This window comes from Stenotrophomonas sp. EMP41 (assembly GCF_047495535.1).
Classification (GTDB): Bacteria; Pseudomonadota; Gammaproteobacteria; order Xanthomonadales; family Xanthomonadaceae; genus Stenotrophomonas; species Stenotrophomonas sepilia.
In genome coordinates, this window is the sequence record NZ_CP179923.1 from 3,693,523 (window position 1) to 3,709,758 (window position 16,236).

At 58.1% G+C, this 16,236-nt stretch carries 11 protein-coding genes and 1 pseudogene; 4 read left to right on the top strand and 8 right to left on the bottom strand.

Features of this window, described 5'->3' with window-relative positions; genetic code table 11:
- Nucleotides 1–2: 2 nt before the first annotated feature.
- Nucleotides 3–605 (bottom strand): DUF998 domain-containing protein, encoded by a 603-nt coding sequence (locus ACMGRF_RS16970; RefSeq protein ID WP_414485405.1) that lies wholly within the window; start codon nucleotides 603–605, stop codon nucleotides 3–5.
- A gap of 648 nt (nucleotides 606–1,253) precedes the next feature.
- Here ACMGRF_RS16970 and ACMGRF_RS16975 point away from each other — a divergent pair.
- Nucleotides 1,254–1,610 (top strand): hypothetical protein, encoded by a 357-nt coding sequence (locus ACMGRF_RS16975; protein ID WP_414485406.1) that lies wholly within the window; start codon nucleotides 1,254–1,256, stop codon nucleotides 1,608–1,610.
- 45 nt (nucleotides 1,611–1,655) lie between these two features.
- Nucleotides 1,656–2,186 carry a cold-shock protein gene (locus ACMGRF_RS16980; protein ID WP_414485407.1) on the top strand — a complete coding sequence of 177 codons (531 nt, stop codon included), beginning with the start codon at nucleotides 1,656–1,658 and terminating at the stop codon, nucleotides 2,184–2,186.
- A 76-nt stretch (nucleotides 2,187–2,262) separates the two neighbouring features.
- Here the strand turns inward: ACMGRF_RS16980 and ACMGRF_RS16985 are convergent, their stop codons facing one another.
- Together ACMGRF_RS16985 and ACMGRF_RS16990 are read right to left on the bottom strand one after the other, a co-directional pair.
- Nucleotides 2,263–2,751 (bottom strand): hypothetical protein, encoded by a 489-nt coding sequence (locus ACMGRF_RS16985; protein WP_239666643.1) that lies wholly within the window; start codon nucleotides 2,749–2,751, stop codon nucleotides 2,263–2,265.
- Between the two features lie 208 nt (nucleotides 2,752–2,959).
- A complete protein-coding gene (locus tag ACMGRF_RS16990) occupies nucleotides 2,960–4,027 on the bottom strand; it encodes an RHS repeat domain-containing protein (protein WP_414485408.1) in 1,068 nt (355 codons plus the stop codon).
- A gap of 396 nt (nucleotides 4,028–4,423) precedes the next feature.
- Here ACMGRF_RS16990 and ACMGRF_RS16995 point away from each other — a divergent pair.
- Nucleotides 4,424–5,440 (top strand): annotated as a pseudogene (locus ACMGRF_RS16995) (YifB family Mg chelatase-like AAA ATPase); the annotation flags it as partial.
- Between the two features lie 618 nt (nucleotides 5,441–6,058).
- Here the strand turns inward: ACMGRF_RS16995 and ACMGRF_RS17000 are convergent.
- The 3 genes from ACMGRF_RS17000 to ACMGRF_RS17010 all read right to left on the bottom strand — a co-directional run bounded on the left by ACMGRF_RS17000 (nucleotide 6,059) and on the right by ACMGRF_RS17010 (nucleotide 11,324).
- On the bottom strand, nucleotides 6,059–7,687 hold the full coding sequence (locus tag ACMGRF_RS17000) for a UvrD-helicase domain-containing protein (protein WP_414485409.1): 1,629 nt from the start codon (nucleotides 7,685–7,687) through the stop codon (nucleotides 6,059–6,061).
- Nucleotides 7,688–7,689: 2 nt separating this feature from the next.
- Entirely contained in the window at nucleotides 7,690–9,408 is a 1,719-nt protein-coding gene (locus ACMGRF_RS17005; RefSeq protein WP_414485410.1) for an ATP-dependent nuclease, read from the bottom strand.
- Nucleotides 9,409–9,890: 482 nt separating this feature from the next.
- Nucleotides 9,891–11,324 (bottom strand): hypothetical protein, encoded by a 1,434-nt coding sequence (locus ACMGRF_RS17010; RefSeq protein ID WP_414485411.1) that lies wholly within the window; start codon nucleotides 11,322–11,324, stop codon nucleotides 9,891–9,893.
- Between the two features lie 275 nt (nucleotides 11,325–11,599).
- Here ACMGRF_RS17010 and ACMGRF_RS17015 point away from each other — a divergent pair, with 275 nt between their 5' ends.
- Nucleotides 11,600–13,006, top strand: coding sequence for an ATP-binding protein (locus ACMGRF_RS17015; RefSeq protein ID WP_414485412.1), 1,407 nt, complete (start codon nucleotides 11,600–11,602; stop codon nucleotides 13,004–13,006).
- A gap of 289 nt (nucleotides 13,007–13,295) precedes the next feature.
- Here ACMGRF_RS17015 and ACMGRF_RS17020 read toward each other — a convergent pair whose 3' ends face one another.
- Nucleotides 13,296–14,111, bottom strand: a complete 816-nt coding sequence (locus tag ACMGRF_RS17020) for a hypothetical protein (RefSeq protein WP_414485413.1) — start codon at nucleotides 14,109–14,111, stop codon at nucleotides 13,296–13,298.
- Nucleotides 14,112–14,401: 290 nt separating this feature from the next.
- Entirely contained in the window at nucleotides 14,402–15,577 is a 1,176-nt protein-coding gene (locus tag ACMGRF_RS17025) for a Shedu immune nuclease family protein (RefSeq protein WP_414485414.1), read from the bottom strand.
- Nucleotides 15,578–16,236 lie beyond the last annotated feature (659 nt).

The window sequence follows — 16,236 nt, forward strand, 5'->3', positions numbered from 1 at the left end:
CATCAATGCGCCGGCTCCGCCTTCAGCGCGCTTGAATCCCTTCGCAGCAGATACAGCGCAACCAGGAATGGCCACAGCGAGTTGATCGACGAGAACACGCGCTGTGTCAGCCCCCGGTAGCCCTCCGGGTCCGCTCCCACCACGTTCAACCAGAGATAGACAATCCCCGCGACGCTCACCGCAGCAGTCACGGCGTACGCCCTTCGGTTGGCAGACCAAGCGCTCAATTCGATGTGCGACATCGCCGGTGCAATGATGTTTGCGATGCCAATGGTGTAGAAGCCGTGCATCGGATGGCCCATGGGCCAGAGCCCGTTGGTCAGCATGGAGATGCCAAAGATCATCCAGCAGATCGCGCCTACGGCAATCCGGCGGCCGGACTCTCGCCATACCCCGATGGCAAACGCCACGAAGCCCACGCCGCAGCCGATGGGGGCAATCCTGGCGCAGATGCTTACAAGCGTTGGTGCCTGCAGCAGCTCGCTGGCGTGCTGTGCAAGCGGGTTGTAGCCCGGCGCAAACACGGCGGCAACGCTGGTCCAGAACAGGAACCATGGAAGCGGGACCAGACCCGCGCAGAGAAGCAGTCGGCTGCGGCGTGACACGTGCAGTGGTCCTTGTTTGGCCTGCGCCAGTGGGTGGAATCCGGTCGAACGCCGCAGAACCTTCCTGCTGCGGCCAGGACGATCTTGAGTGACTACAGCAGTAGTCAGATTGCGCGCGGCACTCGGTAGGTTCAATAGGCAAGAAGTCATTTAAACCATCTCGCGGGTGTCGCAGCGGTTCGGTTGCATGCGCGATCACACATGCCCGATGGGCGAGTGCTGTCGCATTTGCCGCGCCTTGCATCTCTTGCGGAAGGTTCTGACGACTCCGTTCCAGAAGTGCCGTTCCGCTTGGCACGCCAAGGCTCTCGCCGCTTCCGGCGCTATGCGACAATGCCAAAAACGTCTCGGGTTTTGGCGGCATTGACCCCTACCCCTTGGCATTCCCAACTACGTCAGGCAACTCTGGTATCGCCACCGAAAACGGGTGGCCGGGCCTCGAAAACCCGAGCTATTAGGATGTTGTTTGCACTTGCCAGCCGGCATCACCTTGCGGGGTGCCGGCTGGCATTCCGTCTGCCGGCTATGGCGGGCGGGGCGTGGGGGCCTTGTGCCCGCCGGTTTCTTCCTAATAGCCCGGTTTTCGAGCCACGCTCTGCCCGCCACCTTTATCGGTGGCGGCTTCCGCCTGCATGCACGGAGCCCGCCATGACCACACCACACTCCCCTCCCCCGCGCCCCATCCAGGAAGCGCCGTCACGCGCTTCGGCCCCAGACCGCAACAGCCTCATCGCCATCCTCCACGCCATCGGCGCGGGCGCTGCGGCCGACGGCCAGCCCTGGCCCGAGCGGCACCATCTACGCAGCCGGCAGATGCAGTTGTCCGACGCCGACTGCGCCCTCACCGGCCAGCGCGTCGTGCAGGAGATCCTGCTGGCGGCCGAGCGCACGCGCCAGAACGGTGAGCCCGAGCAGTACGTGGGCGACCGGGTGATGGAGGGGCTGGTGATGGCCGATCTCGCGCTCACCGCCTTCATCCACGAGCGGATGCGACCCAAGGACTGAGCGCGCTTATGGCGCGGACCTTTCTGCCTGTGTGCGGGGTGACGAATGAAGATGCACGGCCTTGCCGCTGCGGTGGTGTGCATCGCGGTGATCGGCGCGATGTGGGTGGAGTGGCCCGAGCCCACTGGCGATCAGGTGTGGGCCTACCAGAAGCTGCAGCCGGCCGACTACCGCTTGCTGCACAGTGATGCACTCGGCTTCGTGACCGCGAAGGCCCACGAGGGCTTTGAACTGCACGCGCGCCATGCCAGCGCAACGTCCTTCGAGATCCGATGCAAGGGCGTGCTGGTGATGGACGTGGAGAACGCGCCCTCGCGCGTGCTGATCCGCATGCCTGCCGATGCACGGTGGCGGGCGCCGGATATTGAGCGCCTGCGCATCAGCTTCGAGCGCTGGCTGGATCTGCATCAAAGCCAGGGGCGGTTGCTGGTGGAAAGCGCGGGACCTTCGTGGGTTGAGGCGCGGTTTGGGCGCTTCAATGGGTTGGTGCTGGATCAGCAACGGTGTCTGCTTGGGGCGCCCGGCATCCGCCAGCCCGATCCCACCAACGACTTCAGTGCTGAAGTGCCTTCGTAGGCTGACACTCACAGTTGCGCTGCGCCTGCACCGCAAGGGGCCGCCCGATGCTCGATCATCAAGGACGGCGCCAACGTCAGGGGCTGTCTGTACTGAAGGAAACCGAGCCGTCTTCTAGCAGGTGGACGTTTACATATGCGTCTGGCGGAGGTATCCGATCGATCGACGCCCCTGCGGGCAGAATGTCCCAACTGGTGATCGGGCCGCAGACTGTCCTATGCACCAACCGGCGACTATCCAACCCTCGCTTGGCAAGCTCGGCCACAACTACTTCAGGAGGCTGGCGGTCGAAGCCCTTGTAGGCGGTGCACGTCTCTCCCGTCTGGCCAATGGGATACGTTGAACTCTCCACCTCATCCCGGCACCCCGGCAGGCCCATGGCGAGCGAGAGGGTGATCAGCACGCGCAAGCCGCGAGGGAATTGTAGTGAACGCAGTTTTTCCAGCAGCTGATGTGGAGATTGGTATGCTTTCACTTGCACACCGGTGAACCGGCCCCTGAAAAGAACAAGCCGCCCATTGGGCGACTTGTTCTTTGGTGCGAACGACATCACGGAACGGTGCACGCCTATCGCCTTCGATGCGAGTTTTCCCACCACTGCTTCAGCGCAAGAAACAGTTGAAGGAATAGAAAGATCACCGCGAAGTAGCCCCAAATCCGCAATCCAGTATGCATAGCGTCCGGGTTATGGCGATACGTGAGAACTGCGAAGTACGAAAGGCCAAAGAGCGCAGCGAGAAGCTGAGTCCCTATGAAGCCTTTCAACAAGGGACTCATTTTTTCTTCTCCAGGTCCTTCTGCACGATAGTCGCCCCTGCTCCCGCCAGGCCCTGACCCGCTTGGGACGCCGCACCCTGGAGTGCCGATTGCCTGGGAATGGCAGTTCCGGTTGACGCAGTGGCACTTGCCATGTTCGGCCCACCTGGGCCGCGGGATTGACTCAGCCGTTGGAGTGATCCGCGTGCAGCTGGGCCTGCGAAATCACCCATGGCAACGCCAACCCCGGAGGCTGCCAATCCACCCGTTGCACTGCCAATCGCATTTGAAGCGACGCCCTCCGCCGTGATGGGTTGCCCTTTGATTGCGCTCTCTGCGGCGGAGCCAGCACCGCCCGCCACCGCATTGACCACGGTCTGTATGGCAACCGCACGCCCTACCGAAATCGTGCCGGAACCCACTGCCGCAACGGCCACTCCACCAGCGCCTCCGGAGACTGAGCCAACCGCAGCAGCAATGCCAGCCTCCACTTTGTCGATAGGCTTATCCGGATTCATGGCTTTCTGGACCGCGATGTCTGCGAGGCCGCCCAGGACGGCACCGTAGATGAATGGCATTACCGGAACCCTTCCGTCCGGATCGGTGAAGGAGTACGGATTGCCATAAGCGTAGCTGTATCGATTGAAGTGTTTCGTGCTTGAATGCGTAGAGATCGGATCTACCGAGAGGAAGAGTCCCAACTGGGGATCATAGTAGCGCTGCTGCATGTAGCTCAGCCCAGTGGTAGCGTCGCTCACGTGTCCCGTATATCCAGGTCCATCCGCAACCTGCCCGCCAACAACGGCCCCATAGGGTTCGTAGTCATAGCGCTTGACCACGTTGCCATTGGCGTCGGTCTCGGCAACCACCGAACCAAGCGCATCGGTATGAATGTAGGTGACCGTCTCGGCACTTGCCGATGGCGTCAGCGCCAGGCTCATCATTAGTGTGCAACAGAGCCAGGCCCCCACGGGGCCCCGTTCGGGAATGCGCTTCGCCACCCCCAAAAGGACGAGGGAAACACGACGATCAGCCTCCTCAAACGTTTCCATTCTCCCCATCCCCTTGAAAGATCCTTCCAGCAAGATTCCGTCTTCATATCACAGCCCCCGATGGCTGGGGAAGTCACATTGAAAACCAGTGCGAGTCGACGTGAATCAAGCGGTGGCTGTTGCCACGCTGTTTTTCCAGAAGCATCCATGGTTGCACCACCTGGATGCCCCAAGTGGAATTGGCGTAGCGCTTGGAAATGCGTGGCCATGTGTAACCGACACCATTCAATTTGAGTAGCACTCCAGTTTGAGTAGCACGGCGAATTGGCGTCCATCGTTCACTTGATGGCCGAATCTTGTTTCCGCAGAGGAGGAAGGCATGCCCCAACCGTCTGCCGGAATCCCCCTAGCCGCTTCACCAGCAATTCCCGATGGTTGGCCGCAGCTGACCTGCCGCATCATCAAGCGCCCGACTGCAGGAATCCACACATGAGCCTGGCGCTGGTCCACAGCCGTGCCCGCGCCGGGGTCGATGCCCCACTGGTGCGGGTGGAAGTGCATCTCTCTGGCGGCCTGCCTGTCACGCAGATCGTGGGCTTGGCGGAAACCAGCGTCCGCGAATCACGCGAGCGCGTGCGTGCCGCCCTGCTCTGCGCGCGCTTCGACTTTCCGCAGCGACGCATCACTCTGAATCTCGCGCCCGCCGACCTGCCCAAGGAAGGTGGACGTTACGATCTGGCCATCGCCCTGGGCATTCTGGCAGCCAGTGGCCAGGTCGATCCGCAGTCACTGCTGCAATACGAGTTCCTGGGTGAGCTTGGCCTGACCGGCGAACTGCGGCCGGTGGCAGGTGCGCTGCCGGCCGCGATCGCGGCCGCTGAAGCCGGGCGCATCCTGGTGGTGCCGCCAGGGAATGCCGCAGAGGCTGCGTTGGCCGAGCACGCGGATGTGCGTGTGGCGCGTACGCTGCTGGAATGCTGCGCCGGGCTGGGCAATCCGCGCCTGTTGCCACCCGTGGAGCGCTTGGACACGACACCGTTGCCACTGCCCGATCTGGCCGACGTGCGCGGGCAGGCGCATGCACGGCGCGCGTTGGAAGTCGCCGCTGCCGGTGGTCACCATCTTCTGTTGATCGGCAGCCCTGGCTGCGGCAAGACGCTGTTGGCCTCGCGCCTGCCCAGCCTGTTGCCGGATACCGAGGAGACTGAGGCACTGCAGCTGGCCGCGATTGCCTCGGTGAGTGGCGAAGGGCTGGACCCAAGACGGTGGCGGCAGCGCCCCTTCCGGGCACCGCACCACAGTGCGAGCGCGGCCGCATTGGTAGGCGGCGGCAATCCACCCTGCCCCGGCGAGATATCGTTGGCCCATCACGGTGTTCTTTTCCTCGATGAGCTGAAAGTTAGGTTGTCAAGTTGTCTGACAACACAGTGCGGTCGATCAGTGCGTTGCCCACCGGAACATGCGCGAAGAGCACACACCGAGCGCCAGGACGCCGCCCAACACCCGGGCGAAGATGGAGATTGCGCCGGGGCCGCCGGCGCGGCCGTACCCAAGCCCGTTGCATATCTCACCGAGGTGATAGCTCGTGCCCATGTTCCAGTGCTTGCCAGCGCTATCGGCGTTCGTATGCATCGCCTCGTCTTCAGCTTCTGTGGAAGGGTGTGTTGTTCAGAGTTTCGACGGAGCTACTCCGATCCTGCTACTGACAGGTCGGGTTGAAACGTGGAGAAATGAAACGCCCGAAGGGCTCTTTGCTTCAGCGGTCAGCGCAATGTCAAGGGACGCTGGCTGGGTCAGCGCTACTGCGGTCAAAGATGCTATTACCGGGCACAGCAGGAATAGCACTTCTGCGAGGAAGTAAGGCAACTTACGCTCCAGATCGACAATGACGCCATCGATCATGGGCCAAGGAGGGTTCGAAAGGACTAGACCGGAGCCTCCCGAAAGACATAAAACAGAGGGGACCGCTTACGCTATACCTCCTGTTTTAAGGCGCAACTAGAACTGGCTCATACTGATAGTATGCATGCACACGGGAACGAATAGCAGAACTACCGGGAGACCACGCACTTGCGACAGAATGTGCGGGTGCAGTTGAGGGATACGTAATGTAGTCTTCTGAAACTACCATGAAATGGGCAACGCGCTCGTGCCGTTCCTACCGATGAACTGCGAGGGGGCGCCAGACTTGACTGCGCCCTGCCCATTGACGCGCGAGCTAGATGTCATAAGAACACATGCTTGAACTGCGCGAGTGATGCCTACGTAGTGCAGGTTCAAACACTGTACTTCGTTCTCATATATAACTTGTCCGTATGTCCCTGGCGGATATCGGCGCGTTGGCATCACGTGGTCATAAAGATCTGCATGGAACACCAAGTCGAACTCAAGCCCCTTCGCCTTGTGTAGTGTCATGATCTGAACCGCGTCGCTAGGCGGAGTGGCGAACCAACGGAGCTTGGCAATGTCATCGCAGATCGCCCTAAGCTCCTGCTCGCCCTCCGCCGAAGGGTGCTTATCTAATAGGCTCTCGGACGCCTTCAGCACTACCTCAGCAAGGTCCTGCGCGGGGCAACTCCTGCATTCCAGCATCCCTCTCCGGACTACCCGGAGCTGTTTGGGCGACAGCTTTATGCGGACGTACTGATCGATCAGCGCTTCCGCTGTAAGGAGAGGATCGTGGCGCAATCTAAGTAGATCTGAGAACAGGTTGGCCTCGCCACCTGGAGCTGCAACGAACGGTCGGTCTTCAACCAGATGACAAGGCATCTGCAGCCCCTCAGCGATCATACGCGCAGAGTGCTGCTGACGGCACAGAACGGCGACTCGATCGGCCGATGGCACGCCATAGTGAGACATAAAGACCGGAATAGCTGAAGTTAGCCAAGTACCAATAGATCGCTGATCTCCAACAACGGCCTTGATAAACACTCGCATATCATTTGTCGGAACAACCGGATGACCGGGATCAAGGAGGCGCAGGGCGAAATCGTTGATCGATGGATGGCTCCGAAAGTTCGTGGTGATGGGGAACTTCGCGAATCCACTGCCCTCCGCCGCCAGCGAAAGCAGATGGGCCGAGTCCTTCCTCGCAAATCCGAAGATAGATTGGTCGCTGTCGCCAACCGCAATGGCAGTAAGCCCCAAGTCACGAAGTTTCAGAAAGAGATGATGCTGGAAATGACCACTATCTTGATACTCGTCGACGTAAACGGCCCGGTAGCGTGCCGCAAGATACCTGCTGCATGCACTGGAATTCCCCACAATGTGGAGAGCGAGCATACCCACACCTTCAAGCGGCACATAGCCGTCAATCAATGCCTGGCTCAAGAAGGGGAGGTAGTGCCCCGTTTCATCCAGGGTCGCGTCCTGGATGAGCTTCGAAGGGAGCATTGAACGCAGCGTATCGGGCAACTCGGTCAACTTTGCCGTGCCCACTTCGACCGCGACGGGCATCAGATGCTTGGCAAACGGGTACACAATCTCACGGAGACAAAACTCATCAATTGTCCCGAAGAATGAGCTCTTAACATCAAAGGCTTCAGCTCTGCAGCGGCGCTCCAGCTCGTCGCTAGCTTTATTGGTAAAGGAGATGGCGATGATGCCCTGGTGGCCCTTTAGCGAAGATACAGAGTTTCGGATCTTCCGCGACACAACGCTTGTCTTGCCACTTCCTGGCCGGGCCACAACCACCATGTCGCCCTGATACTGGACCGCGTTGTCTTGCTCCACGCTCGGTGAGAATGCGGTCATTTTCAGATCTGCTTCGATGCATCTAGGCAATAGATGAGAGGCTTGAGCAAGTTCCCATCGCGCGCGGCAACAAGATTGCCCCCACAATGCTCAACAAACTCCTGCATGCGTGTAGCCTTCTTTCCCTGGAGGTACTGGACAGCCTGCTGGAGCGCGTGCCCACCAAAGCCGTCGAGTAGATGTGGTAGCTCGCTTGCAATGTCGTTCTCCAGATCTACCTGAGATAGATAGATGCCGAAGGGAGCCACAGCAGCACTAACGGCCTGCCACGTACCGTCCGACATGGTCGAAGCCTGATCATAAGGAGGCGCTTGGTGCGGCTTGGGAGACATGCCGGCTAACGATAGAGCACGATTGATGCCCGCTAACTGGCGATGTTCCACTGGCGCATTGCGCGGACCTAGTAGCACTTTGGAAACATCATTGTCCGTCCGCATCGACCACGGAATCTCCAACGCATCCAGCACCTTTCGGTAAACGTCAAATGCGACGCCATCAACGGACAGAATTGAGACGTTGTTGTAGTCAAGATCGAAGCCACTCATTCGGGCTAAGGCACCATAGAACAGCATTTCCGAAGGGCCCTCAACAAGCATGACCGCGGACGCGAAGAATGCCTCGGCAGGAAGGATACTGATGCGGTATCCGAGTTTGGTCCATGTCTCATCAATGCAGGCAGAGCAGCCATTGCTCGCAGCTCTAGAAGACCCGCCCATCCGCAACAAACGTACGATGGAATCAGGGCGGTAGCTAGCAGCAATCTGTGGTGAATGAGTGGTAACGATGGTCTGCCCAGGAAGCGCGCTGATGAGGTAGCTAGCTAATTTTCGTTGCTGATGAGGATGAAGGTGCGCTTCAGGCTCTTCCACGCAGTAAATGACAACCTCACTTTCCTTATCGTGCTCCAGCACACTTCTAGCCTTCCATAGGGCCAGTAGAATTTGGTTGTTTCGCCCATCGCCACCCAGCATCACGCGAGATCCATTGGTGCTCGCACCCAGTTCCAGCTGTTCGATGAACTGCTCGACACCGATGGCACCCGTATCCAGCGAAACGGTGTACCCGGCATGATGATGAGAAAGTGCCTTAAGTTCATCATTCAGCTCTTTCGTGGCCTCGGCTACGTAGTGCAGCTCTCTGACACCTCGGTTCACTGAACCCAACAGATCGTTGAGCTCCTGCAGCTTCCGAACGTCCGCTTCCGCAGCGTCCCTCGCTCTGGCTGCTTGGGAGAGCCTCAGCAGATGCCGCTTCTCGGACCGGATGTATCGAACAAGGTCGCGTTGAGAGTGGATGTACTTGAGATGCAAATACCTCAAGTAGAAGCGACTAGGGATGACCTCCAAAGCTCCTGGGTCGTGGCCTGCCGCAATTTCGTAACGGTAGTCACCACTGTAGCCACGAAACTCAAGAAAGAACTTACCATCCGCACTGACAAATCCCTTCAATTGGGAAAGCACAGCGTCCTCAGTGACCTCAGAGAACGCTATTCTGATAGTGAACGCATCGGCTTGAGTGCCACCCGGCGCGCAGTGGAAGTCGTGTGCCGATGGCTCGATATCGGCATCCGACAGACTTTTGTCGAGAAGCAGGCGCAGCGCATGGATCATGTTCGTCTTTCCGACGTCATTGCCCCCTATCACCAAGCTGTTCTTCGCCAAGTTGATGTGGGCGTTGTCGAAGTTGCGATACTGCCGGAGTTGGACGGAGTCAATTTTCATAATCAACCTGAAGCTGCGGACGTAACTCTGGAGGAACCAACTCGCTGCAATGCCCCTCCCTTAGGGACGGCAAGGACATGCGCGCGCAACTGGTGATCACATGCTAGCTGCGGGAAAATCAAAGGGCTAGAGGGACGGCTCCGCATGGTGGAAACATGGCACCTTCTCGCGACACTCCCAACCGTGTTCGCCACGTCATATTTTGGGCATTGAACCTAGCTTCTGGGCTTGCGGGCTCGGCACATCGGAATCGCCCACCTGCCCGCCCATGGCATCTTTACACGACGAGTGCTGCCTGCGCTTTGTCGTTGAAGGCGCGGCCGTCAGCTCGATGCCTGGCATCAGTCGCAAGGCCCTAGCGCTTACCAGCCAGGTATACTTCGGTAGGGTCGCTCGCAAGAAGACCGCCATTGAATCCGCAGCGCGCTTTAAGGCATGACCATTGCACGGAAAGGTGCTTATACGCACAGCGGTCGCGCCCCTCAGGTCTGCTGAATATTGAACGACTTCCCGCAGGTCGGGCACGGTGCCGCTAACCCCACAAGGGCCGGTGGCCCCTGCCACCCGATCGCCACCGCGCCAGAATGCGTCGGCGGCGCAATACATGGGAAAGGCATGCCGCCGTGCACCGCTGTGGCGCGAACGTCTCCAGCGACGCCGGGCGACACCACACCGGGCGGAAGTGCTGGGTTCCAGTTACCGTGGTTCCATTGCGTCTGATGCTTGGCAACCGAGGCGGGGAGCGGGTGCATCTTCGTGCCAAAGACGTTGTTGGGTCCGAACGAATACACCAGTCGGGCATAGCCGGGTGCCCTTGTGGGCACAGTATTGCCTGCAAAGAAGCCGCCATGATGAGTAGCAACCACGGCGGTGAATTCTCGATCCTTAACCAAGCTGATGTACTTGTAGCTGGCGTCGCCGGGAAGCAACCAGTTTAACCCACCCCAATCCACCATCAGGGCATTGCCACGATTGTTGAGATTGTTCCCGGTTCCGGTGCACTGCGTAAGGGTATAGCTCCCAGACGTGCCGAACTTAAGATCGGCAAAGACCGGGGGCAACTGGAGCACTTGGGAGCCGGCAACTAGAATTCCGTTCTGGAACGCCATGTGAGTAGGATTGACGGTGTGGGGGACAATCCAGGTGCACTTCAACAGGTCCGGGTCCAATGACGTGGCGGTGTAGTGATCCTCGTGCCAATGCGAAATGAGAACGGGGGCCGGTGATTTGTTGTTTGGGCAGGTGCAGAACTTGAGCGCAGCGGGGGTGGTCCACGCGTTTGCCCCGATGGCCCGGCCAACATCAAAGTAGAGAAGAGGCCGCCCGGTTTCACCCAGCATCACGTTGGAAGAAGCTTGACCCACGTCCAGTACAGCCATCGCGTGGGGGCGCGGAATGCTGTCAAGCACAGCGCGGAGAGCCCAGTGATCGGCATTCACGTGGGTGACTTCAGGCCTCAACCTGTTGAGGTGCTCAATCAGGGGTGGTTCGGGGAGGTGGGCAAGCCTCAAGAACCCCGTGGTTCCGGCGTCAGTAATGCTGGAATAGCTGATCGCGTTGCCAGCGGGTGTGGGACGGAACCTGAGCCCTATCCATCGCCCCACTATGGCGCCCTCCGCGCGCCTGTCGGGCGGCGCGAGTTCGGTTACAGCCTCAACGAGTTCGCGTTCAATGAAACCGCGCACAATGACATCGAGGTGAAACAGCGGAACCTCCTCAAAGAACCGCGATACGTACTCAGGTTCAGGCTCAACGTCACCGTACTGCCGCCAGGAGTGAAGTGCCCATCTGTATGGGATCGCGTCAAAGGACAATCTGAGCTGACGGCGGCCGATGGTCTCCATTGACGCCAGATGCCCCAGTAGCATTCGAGGCGTGGGTGTAGGAAGAGTGTCGTCAAGAAAGTAGGGGTTCATCGTTCGGTCCTCCGTGATCGAAAGTGCTCAGGCGATGTTGCGGGCCTCGGCCAGGTCGTCGCACATCCACGCCCGTGTCTGATAATACTGACCGAAAGCGACAAGAGAACGGTTGATTGCTCGATCCACAGCCATTCTTCAAGAATGTGCATGCCGACACATTGCGGGCTGTAAAGTTAGCCCCAACTCGGCCGATAGAGTGTTGTTGGGCTGCGCCCGAGTGGGCGTCCAGGGAAGTAACTCCGTCTTGAATTACGCATGATCAGGAGACTCACATGGAAGGATTTGTTGGCCGTCAGCGTGAGGCGCAGGTGCTCGAGGATCTGCTTTCAGGATCGCCCAGCAAGGGCTTGAAGATTCAGAGCATTGAAGGCCCCAGCGGAATTGGCAAAAGTAGCGTGTTTGCCAAGGCCATGCGATCCATTGACTTGGATGGCATGGGTTTCCTGAGGATAGAGTTGGCAGGAGCTAACCGCGGGATAGATGGCTCAACTGGCGAGTTCACTGCCGCAGCCATTGATCAACTGGTTGGCTCGCTTGTGCGCTCTGCAGTTGGGCCGGGAATCGGGTTGAAGCCATCAGGCTACTACTTCCCGAAGACCCGTGAAGCAATTGAGGCTGTCTCTAAGATCAGGGGTGAGATCACCAAGGAGCTCTTAGAGCGCGGAGTAAACACTGAAGACCTTGAGGGAGTTGCCAAGCTGATAAAGTCAGGTGCATCCATCGTTCAGCGTATCGGCATGTTCGTGCCGAAGGTCAAAGAGTTTGTGGACCCTGAGGCAGTGAAGGAGGCCGCCGACGAGCTCCCCGGGGCCGCGAGTGAAATCAAGGCCTTGTCTTCAGAATCCATCCGTATCTGGGAAAGGCTCGGTATCGGTTCCACCTCATCCCTCCGTGAGGCTGCTAAGCAAGATCCTGAAGAGGTCCTTGCGAATGCATTGGTAGCAGATCTAAAGGCGATCCTCCTGGGTGAACACGAAGGCAAGCTCAAGCCGGGGCACGGGAAGATCAAGCGGTTGGAACGGTTGCTCTTTGTTGTGGAAGACTATGAGGCGCTTCATAAGCAGCTCGGCGGACTTCTGATCCCCAAATTCCTAAACAAGCTCAAGAGCAGCGACATCGATGCAACTTTGATCGTGCTGACGAGGTTCAAGCTCAAGGCCACAAATCCACTCTGGAAGGACTACGAGGCGCAGCTTAGACGCGCAATTGTGCTCAAGCCCCTTGAGAAGGTTGAAGTGGACGAGCTTCTGGCGGAGTTTGGCATTGTCGATACAGCTGAGAAGGAGCGCGCTTGGCTGGAGTCTTCTGGTCTTCCATACCATCTTTCGCTTTTGATCGATGAGCTCGATAGTGGCGGGCGTAGTTCTACCAGCTTGAAGGAGCTACACCAACGCGTCGTTATGTGGATGAGTCCGCGCGAGGTCTCTTGGCTACACCAGGTTCTCTACATGGATGATCTGCAGGTGGAAGCGCTGGAGCAGGTCTTTGGTAGTGAGCAAGAGGCAAGGGACGTTCGTGACTGGTTCGAAAGTGAAGGCTCAATCCTTGATCAATCTTCCCAGAAGCTGAGAATGCTTCCATTCGTTCGATCACGTCTTTGTGAGTATCTGGAGAGCCGCGACCGAAGGAAGACAAAGGAGCTGAAGGCCCGTGCGGATGCTGTTTTCCTGGCAGATTGATCTCTGCTTTTGATCCGAGAAGATGCCGGTTAGGTTGTCAAGCTGCTTGTAAGCTTGATAGGTGTAACCGGCGCAGACTAAGGCACGCAAAGGTGCGGCTCACCAACCAGGAGTACCGTACACGCTAAGACTCCGAAAGAGTCTCAGCAGTTGGAACTTGCCCGGGAATCCAATGATTCTGCTACAACCTCCTGAAGGCGACCGCGAGCACCTCGCCTTTGATAACACTCCTCAGTCCAATCGAGCACGCCGTCGTTTGCCTCCGAAACTACCGGAGCCAACGAATCTCCTACAGCTTCTCAAACACTCGGACAACACCACTCCTTTGTGCCGACTCCTTAAGAACCTTTCGCTCAACCAATCGCTGGAGCTGCATCTCGAATACGCCATCAAGCATTTCCTCATCCAAAACTGGAGAAAGCACTGACCTGCGCCCTCCTACTAGGCCATTGAACATAAAATAGCGAAGTTCCATCTCATCAATCAGATGTCCCGATGGAAACACATGTAAGCGACTACCCAATTCGGCGAGCATGCTCCTGCTACTCAATCGCGCAATCAACGCGGCTTCCGCTCGCTCGCGAATCCACGACCATGCAAGCAAAGCAAGAGATGTCGCGAACGCATAGGTAAGAATAATCATTCCCCAGGGCGAAGCGAAGAACTGCCCCAAAAAAGGGTGCTCCGCCAGCGTAGGGGCTTGTGTAAAAAGGAAAGCGACAATTGTCGCAGCGACACCTGAGCTGATCTTTGGCGTCCGGTACCTTCGCGAAATTTCCTGTGCTGCGGTGCGCTTGAATTCGCGCTCCAAGTCTTTCGCTGACGTCCGGTGAGTTAGGACTGAGCCATTCAGCGCCTCTATCAACGCAGGCAACTGCGAGAGCGCAATTAGCTCTTGGCCGGAGGTTCGACCTTGAGATCGAAGCTGCTCCAATTCCTCGTCGATCTCCAGGTAGCGCTTTTGTGCGGCAGCAGAGACAAATTCCCCACCATTCTTGTCCGGATGAAGGTCAGAACGCTCCTCCCTTAGTGCAAGAATCTTCTTCTCAAGCGTCAAATCACTATGAGCCACGCTATCTCCCTCTGTTCGGACGGCTGAAGCCATTCCGGCTTCTCAGTTGACGTGGCGGACCGGTGACCCCACGACTTTCTGCACACTTGCCGAATGGCCGGGCCACTTCAATTCCTATTCATGTTACGGCGGCGATAGCCGACCAACAAGCGCCTCAGTCTCGAACCTCTAACGCTTTCAAGTCTCGATCAGTCGAGAGATCCTCTACTTGCTTTCGGCCAGAAGAGGGTCCCTATCTGTTCGACCACGAACGACGACACCTAATCGAAGACGCGCAACGGCGGGCTAGAATGCGTCTCCTCGCCTTGGCAGCTCTTAAGCGCCTAGTCCGTCGATTCTACGATGAGCCTCGCGCGTTCGTAGAGTTCGTCGAAGGTCAAAATGTCGGGGGAGAACAAATGACGTCTATAGATTTCAAAGCTACGGAATTGATCCTCGTTCACACCAAGTTCTTTCACGAACTCCGATAGACAGCCACACACGATTACCGAACGAGGACGCGCTACAACCGCCTCTTCTCCGGTGGGGTTGCCGTCGTCATCCTTCATCACTAGCAAACGCTGGAACTGGCGCTCCATTCCATCTACGGACATCAGGATCTGAGAGACAGCTCCCGTGAGCTCTTGCAACGGTTGCCACGTCCCTGCCCGATAGCTGCCCTTGGCAAGCAGCGGAGTCCGGTGATGCTTGATCTCGACCAGGCATGCAGCGCTAATCCGCCCTCGCGTCCTCAGAAGACCATCGATGCGTTTTCCAGGAGTAGCAACGGTCGAACCTGCTACCACCTGCTCCAACTTCTCATTGCTGAATCCATCAGCGGACAGATGAAAAAGGCCGTACCCGAAGATCCACCGATTACGCTCGAAAAATGCCTGCCAGGTCGCCTCCTTGCGTCCGTTGAAGTGATCGGCGGTCACCTTATCGAAGTAGGCGTCCTCGTGCAGAAGACGCTCGAATTTCGCCAACTGCTTGCGCCGGTATGCGACCGCCACTACGTCTCGCGATGTGGCCTCATTCGCTACAAGCTCACGCAGGGCATCTGGGTGCCTAGCAATCCAAGCCCTTGCTGCTGAATCCATGTCCACATCGACGTGCGCGAGCGACGCTCGATCCAAGCGCAACTTTCCGGTGTTATTAAGCTGCATGGAGCTGACGAGCTGTGCGAACTCGACAAACTCAGCAATCTCCGGCCCGCGCAGATTGATGCCGTACTGCTCGTTCGGCCGTATGCCGTCTTTATAGATGCGGAAGCTCTGCAACGTCAGATGCCTTAGCCCCTCCCCGTCACTTGTAACAACGGCCTTGATCTGCACCTTGTCGTCATGAGTCGCCCTGATCACGATCTCATCGTCTACCGAGTCGAAGCAGGATCTCTGTCCATCATCAAAGACCCTAGTAACGTAGCGAGCATCCGTATCCTTACTAGCTCCGATCTTGAATGGCCGGGAAACATAGACCCTGTCACTGCGCTTCTTAGCTACGTACTCCTCGTCACTCATAAGCTCCCCCGGGGCGGCGTTATCCGAGCATACCGATACTCGGATGTTAATTTAAGCTTGCGAGCCCTCCCAAAGCGCCAGGCTATGAGCCTGCTCCCCTGCCGGTATTCACGCAACATCGCGGACATTGTTCATCCAAAACCGGCCTATGGCAGAACGGCGATAGAGGCAACCGTCCTGGGCTGCGCTTGGCTTTCGTCCCGGCCTCTCCGACTCTCCATCGTGGAAACTCGCTCAAGTCAAAGGATGGCCGATACGCCGTGATGCACTGTCCGCGACATTGCTTGTGGTCTCAGCAATGACGGTCAATGCATCTGAATCAATAGCGCTTGCATCCAAGGATGATGAGTCTGTAGATTTCCGCGGATCACAGCGCGTCACAGTAGACGAGTCTCGCTACGTCAACCCATCAGAAGAGCACACACAGCGTTGTTCCCAAGGTGTATGCCTGCCATCGCAGACGCACCTACGCGAGGCGCGGTCCCATCTCAATACCGCGCAGGACTCAGCCGCTCTCGCCAGTTCCGCAGCCCTCCCTTCACCGCAGGCCTGCCGGCTCAAACTTCAGCTCCCAATACCGCATTGTGCTCCGGCTTTCCCACTTAGACCCCAGTGTGTGGCAAGCCTGCCGGCTAGACAGAGATGGGATCAGGCTTGTT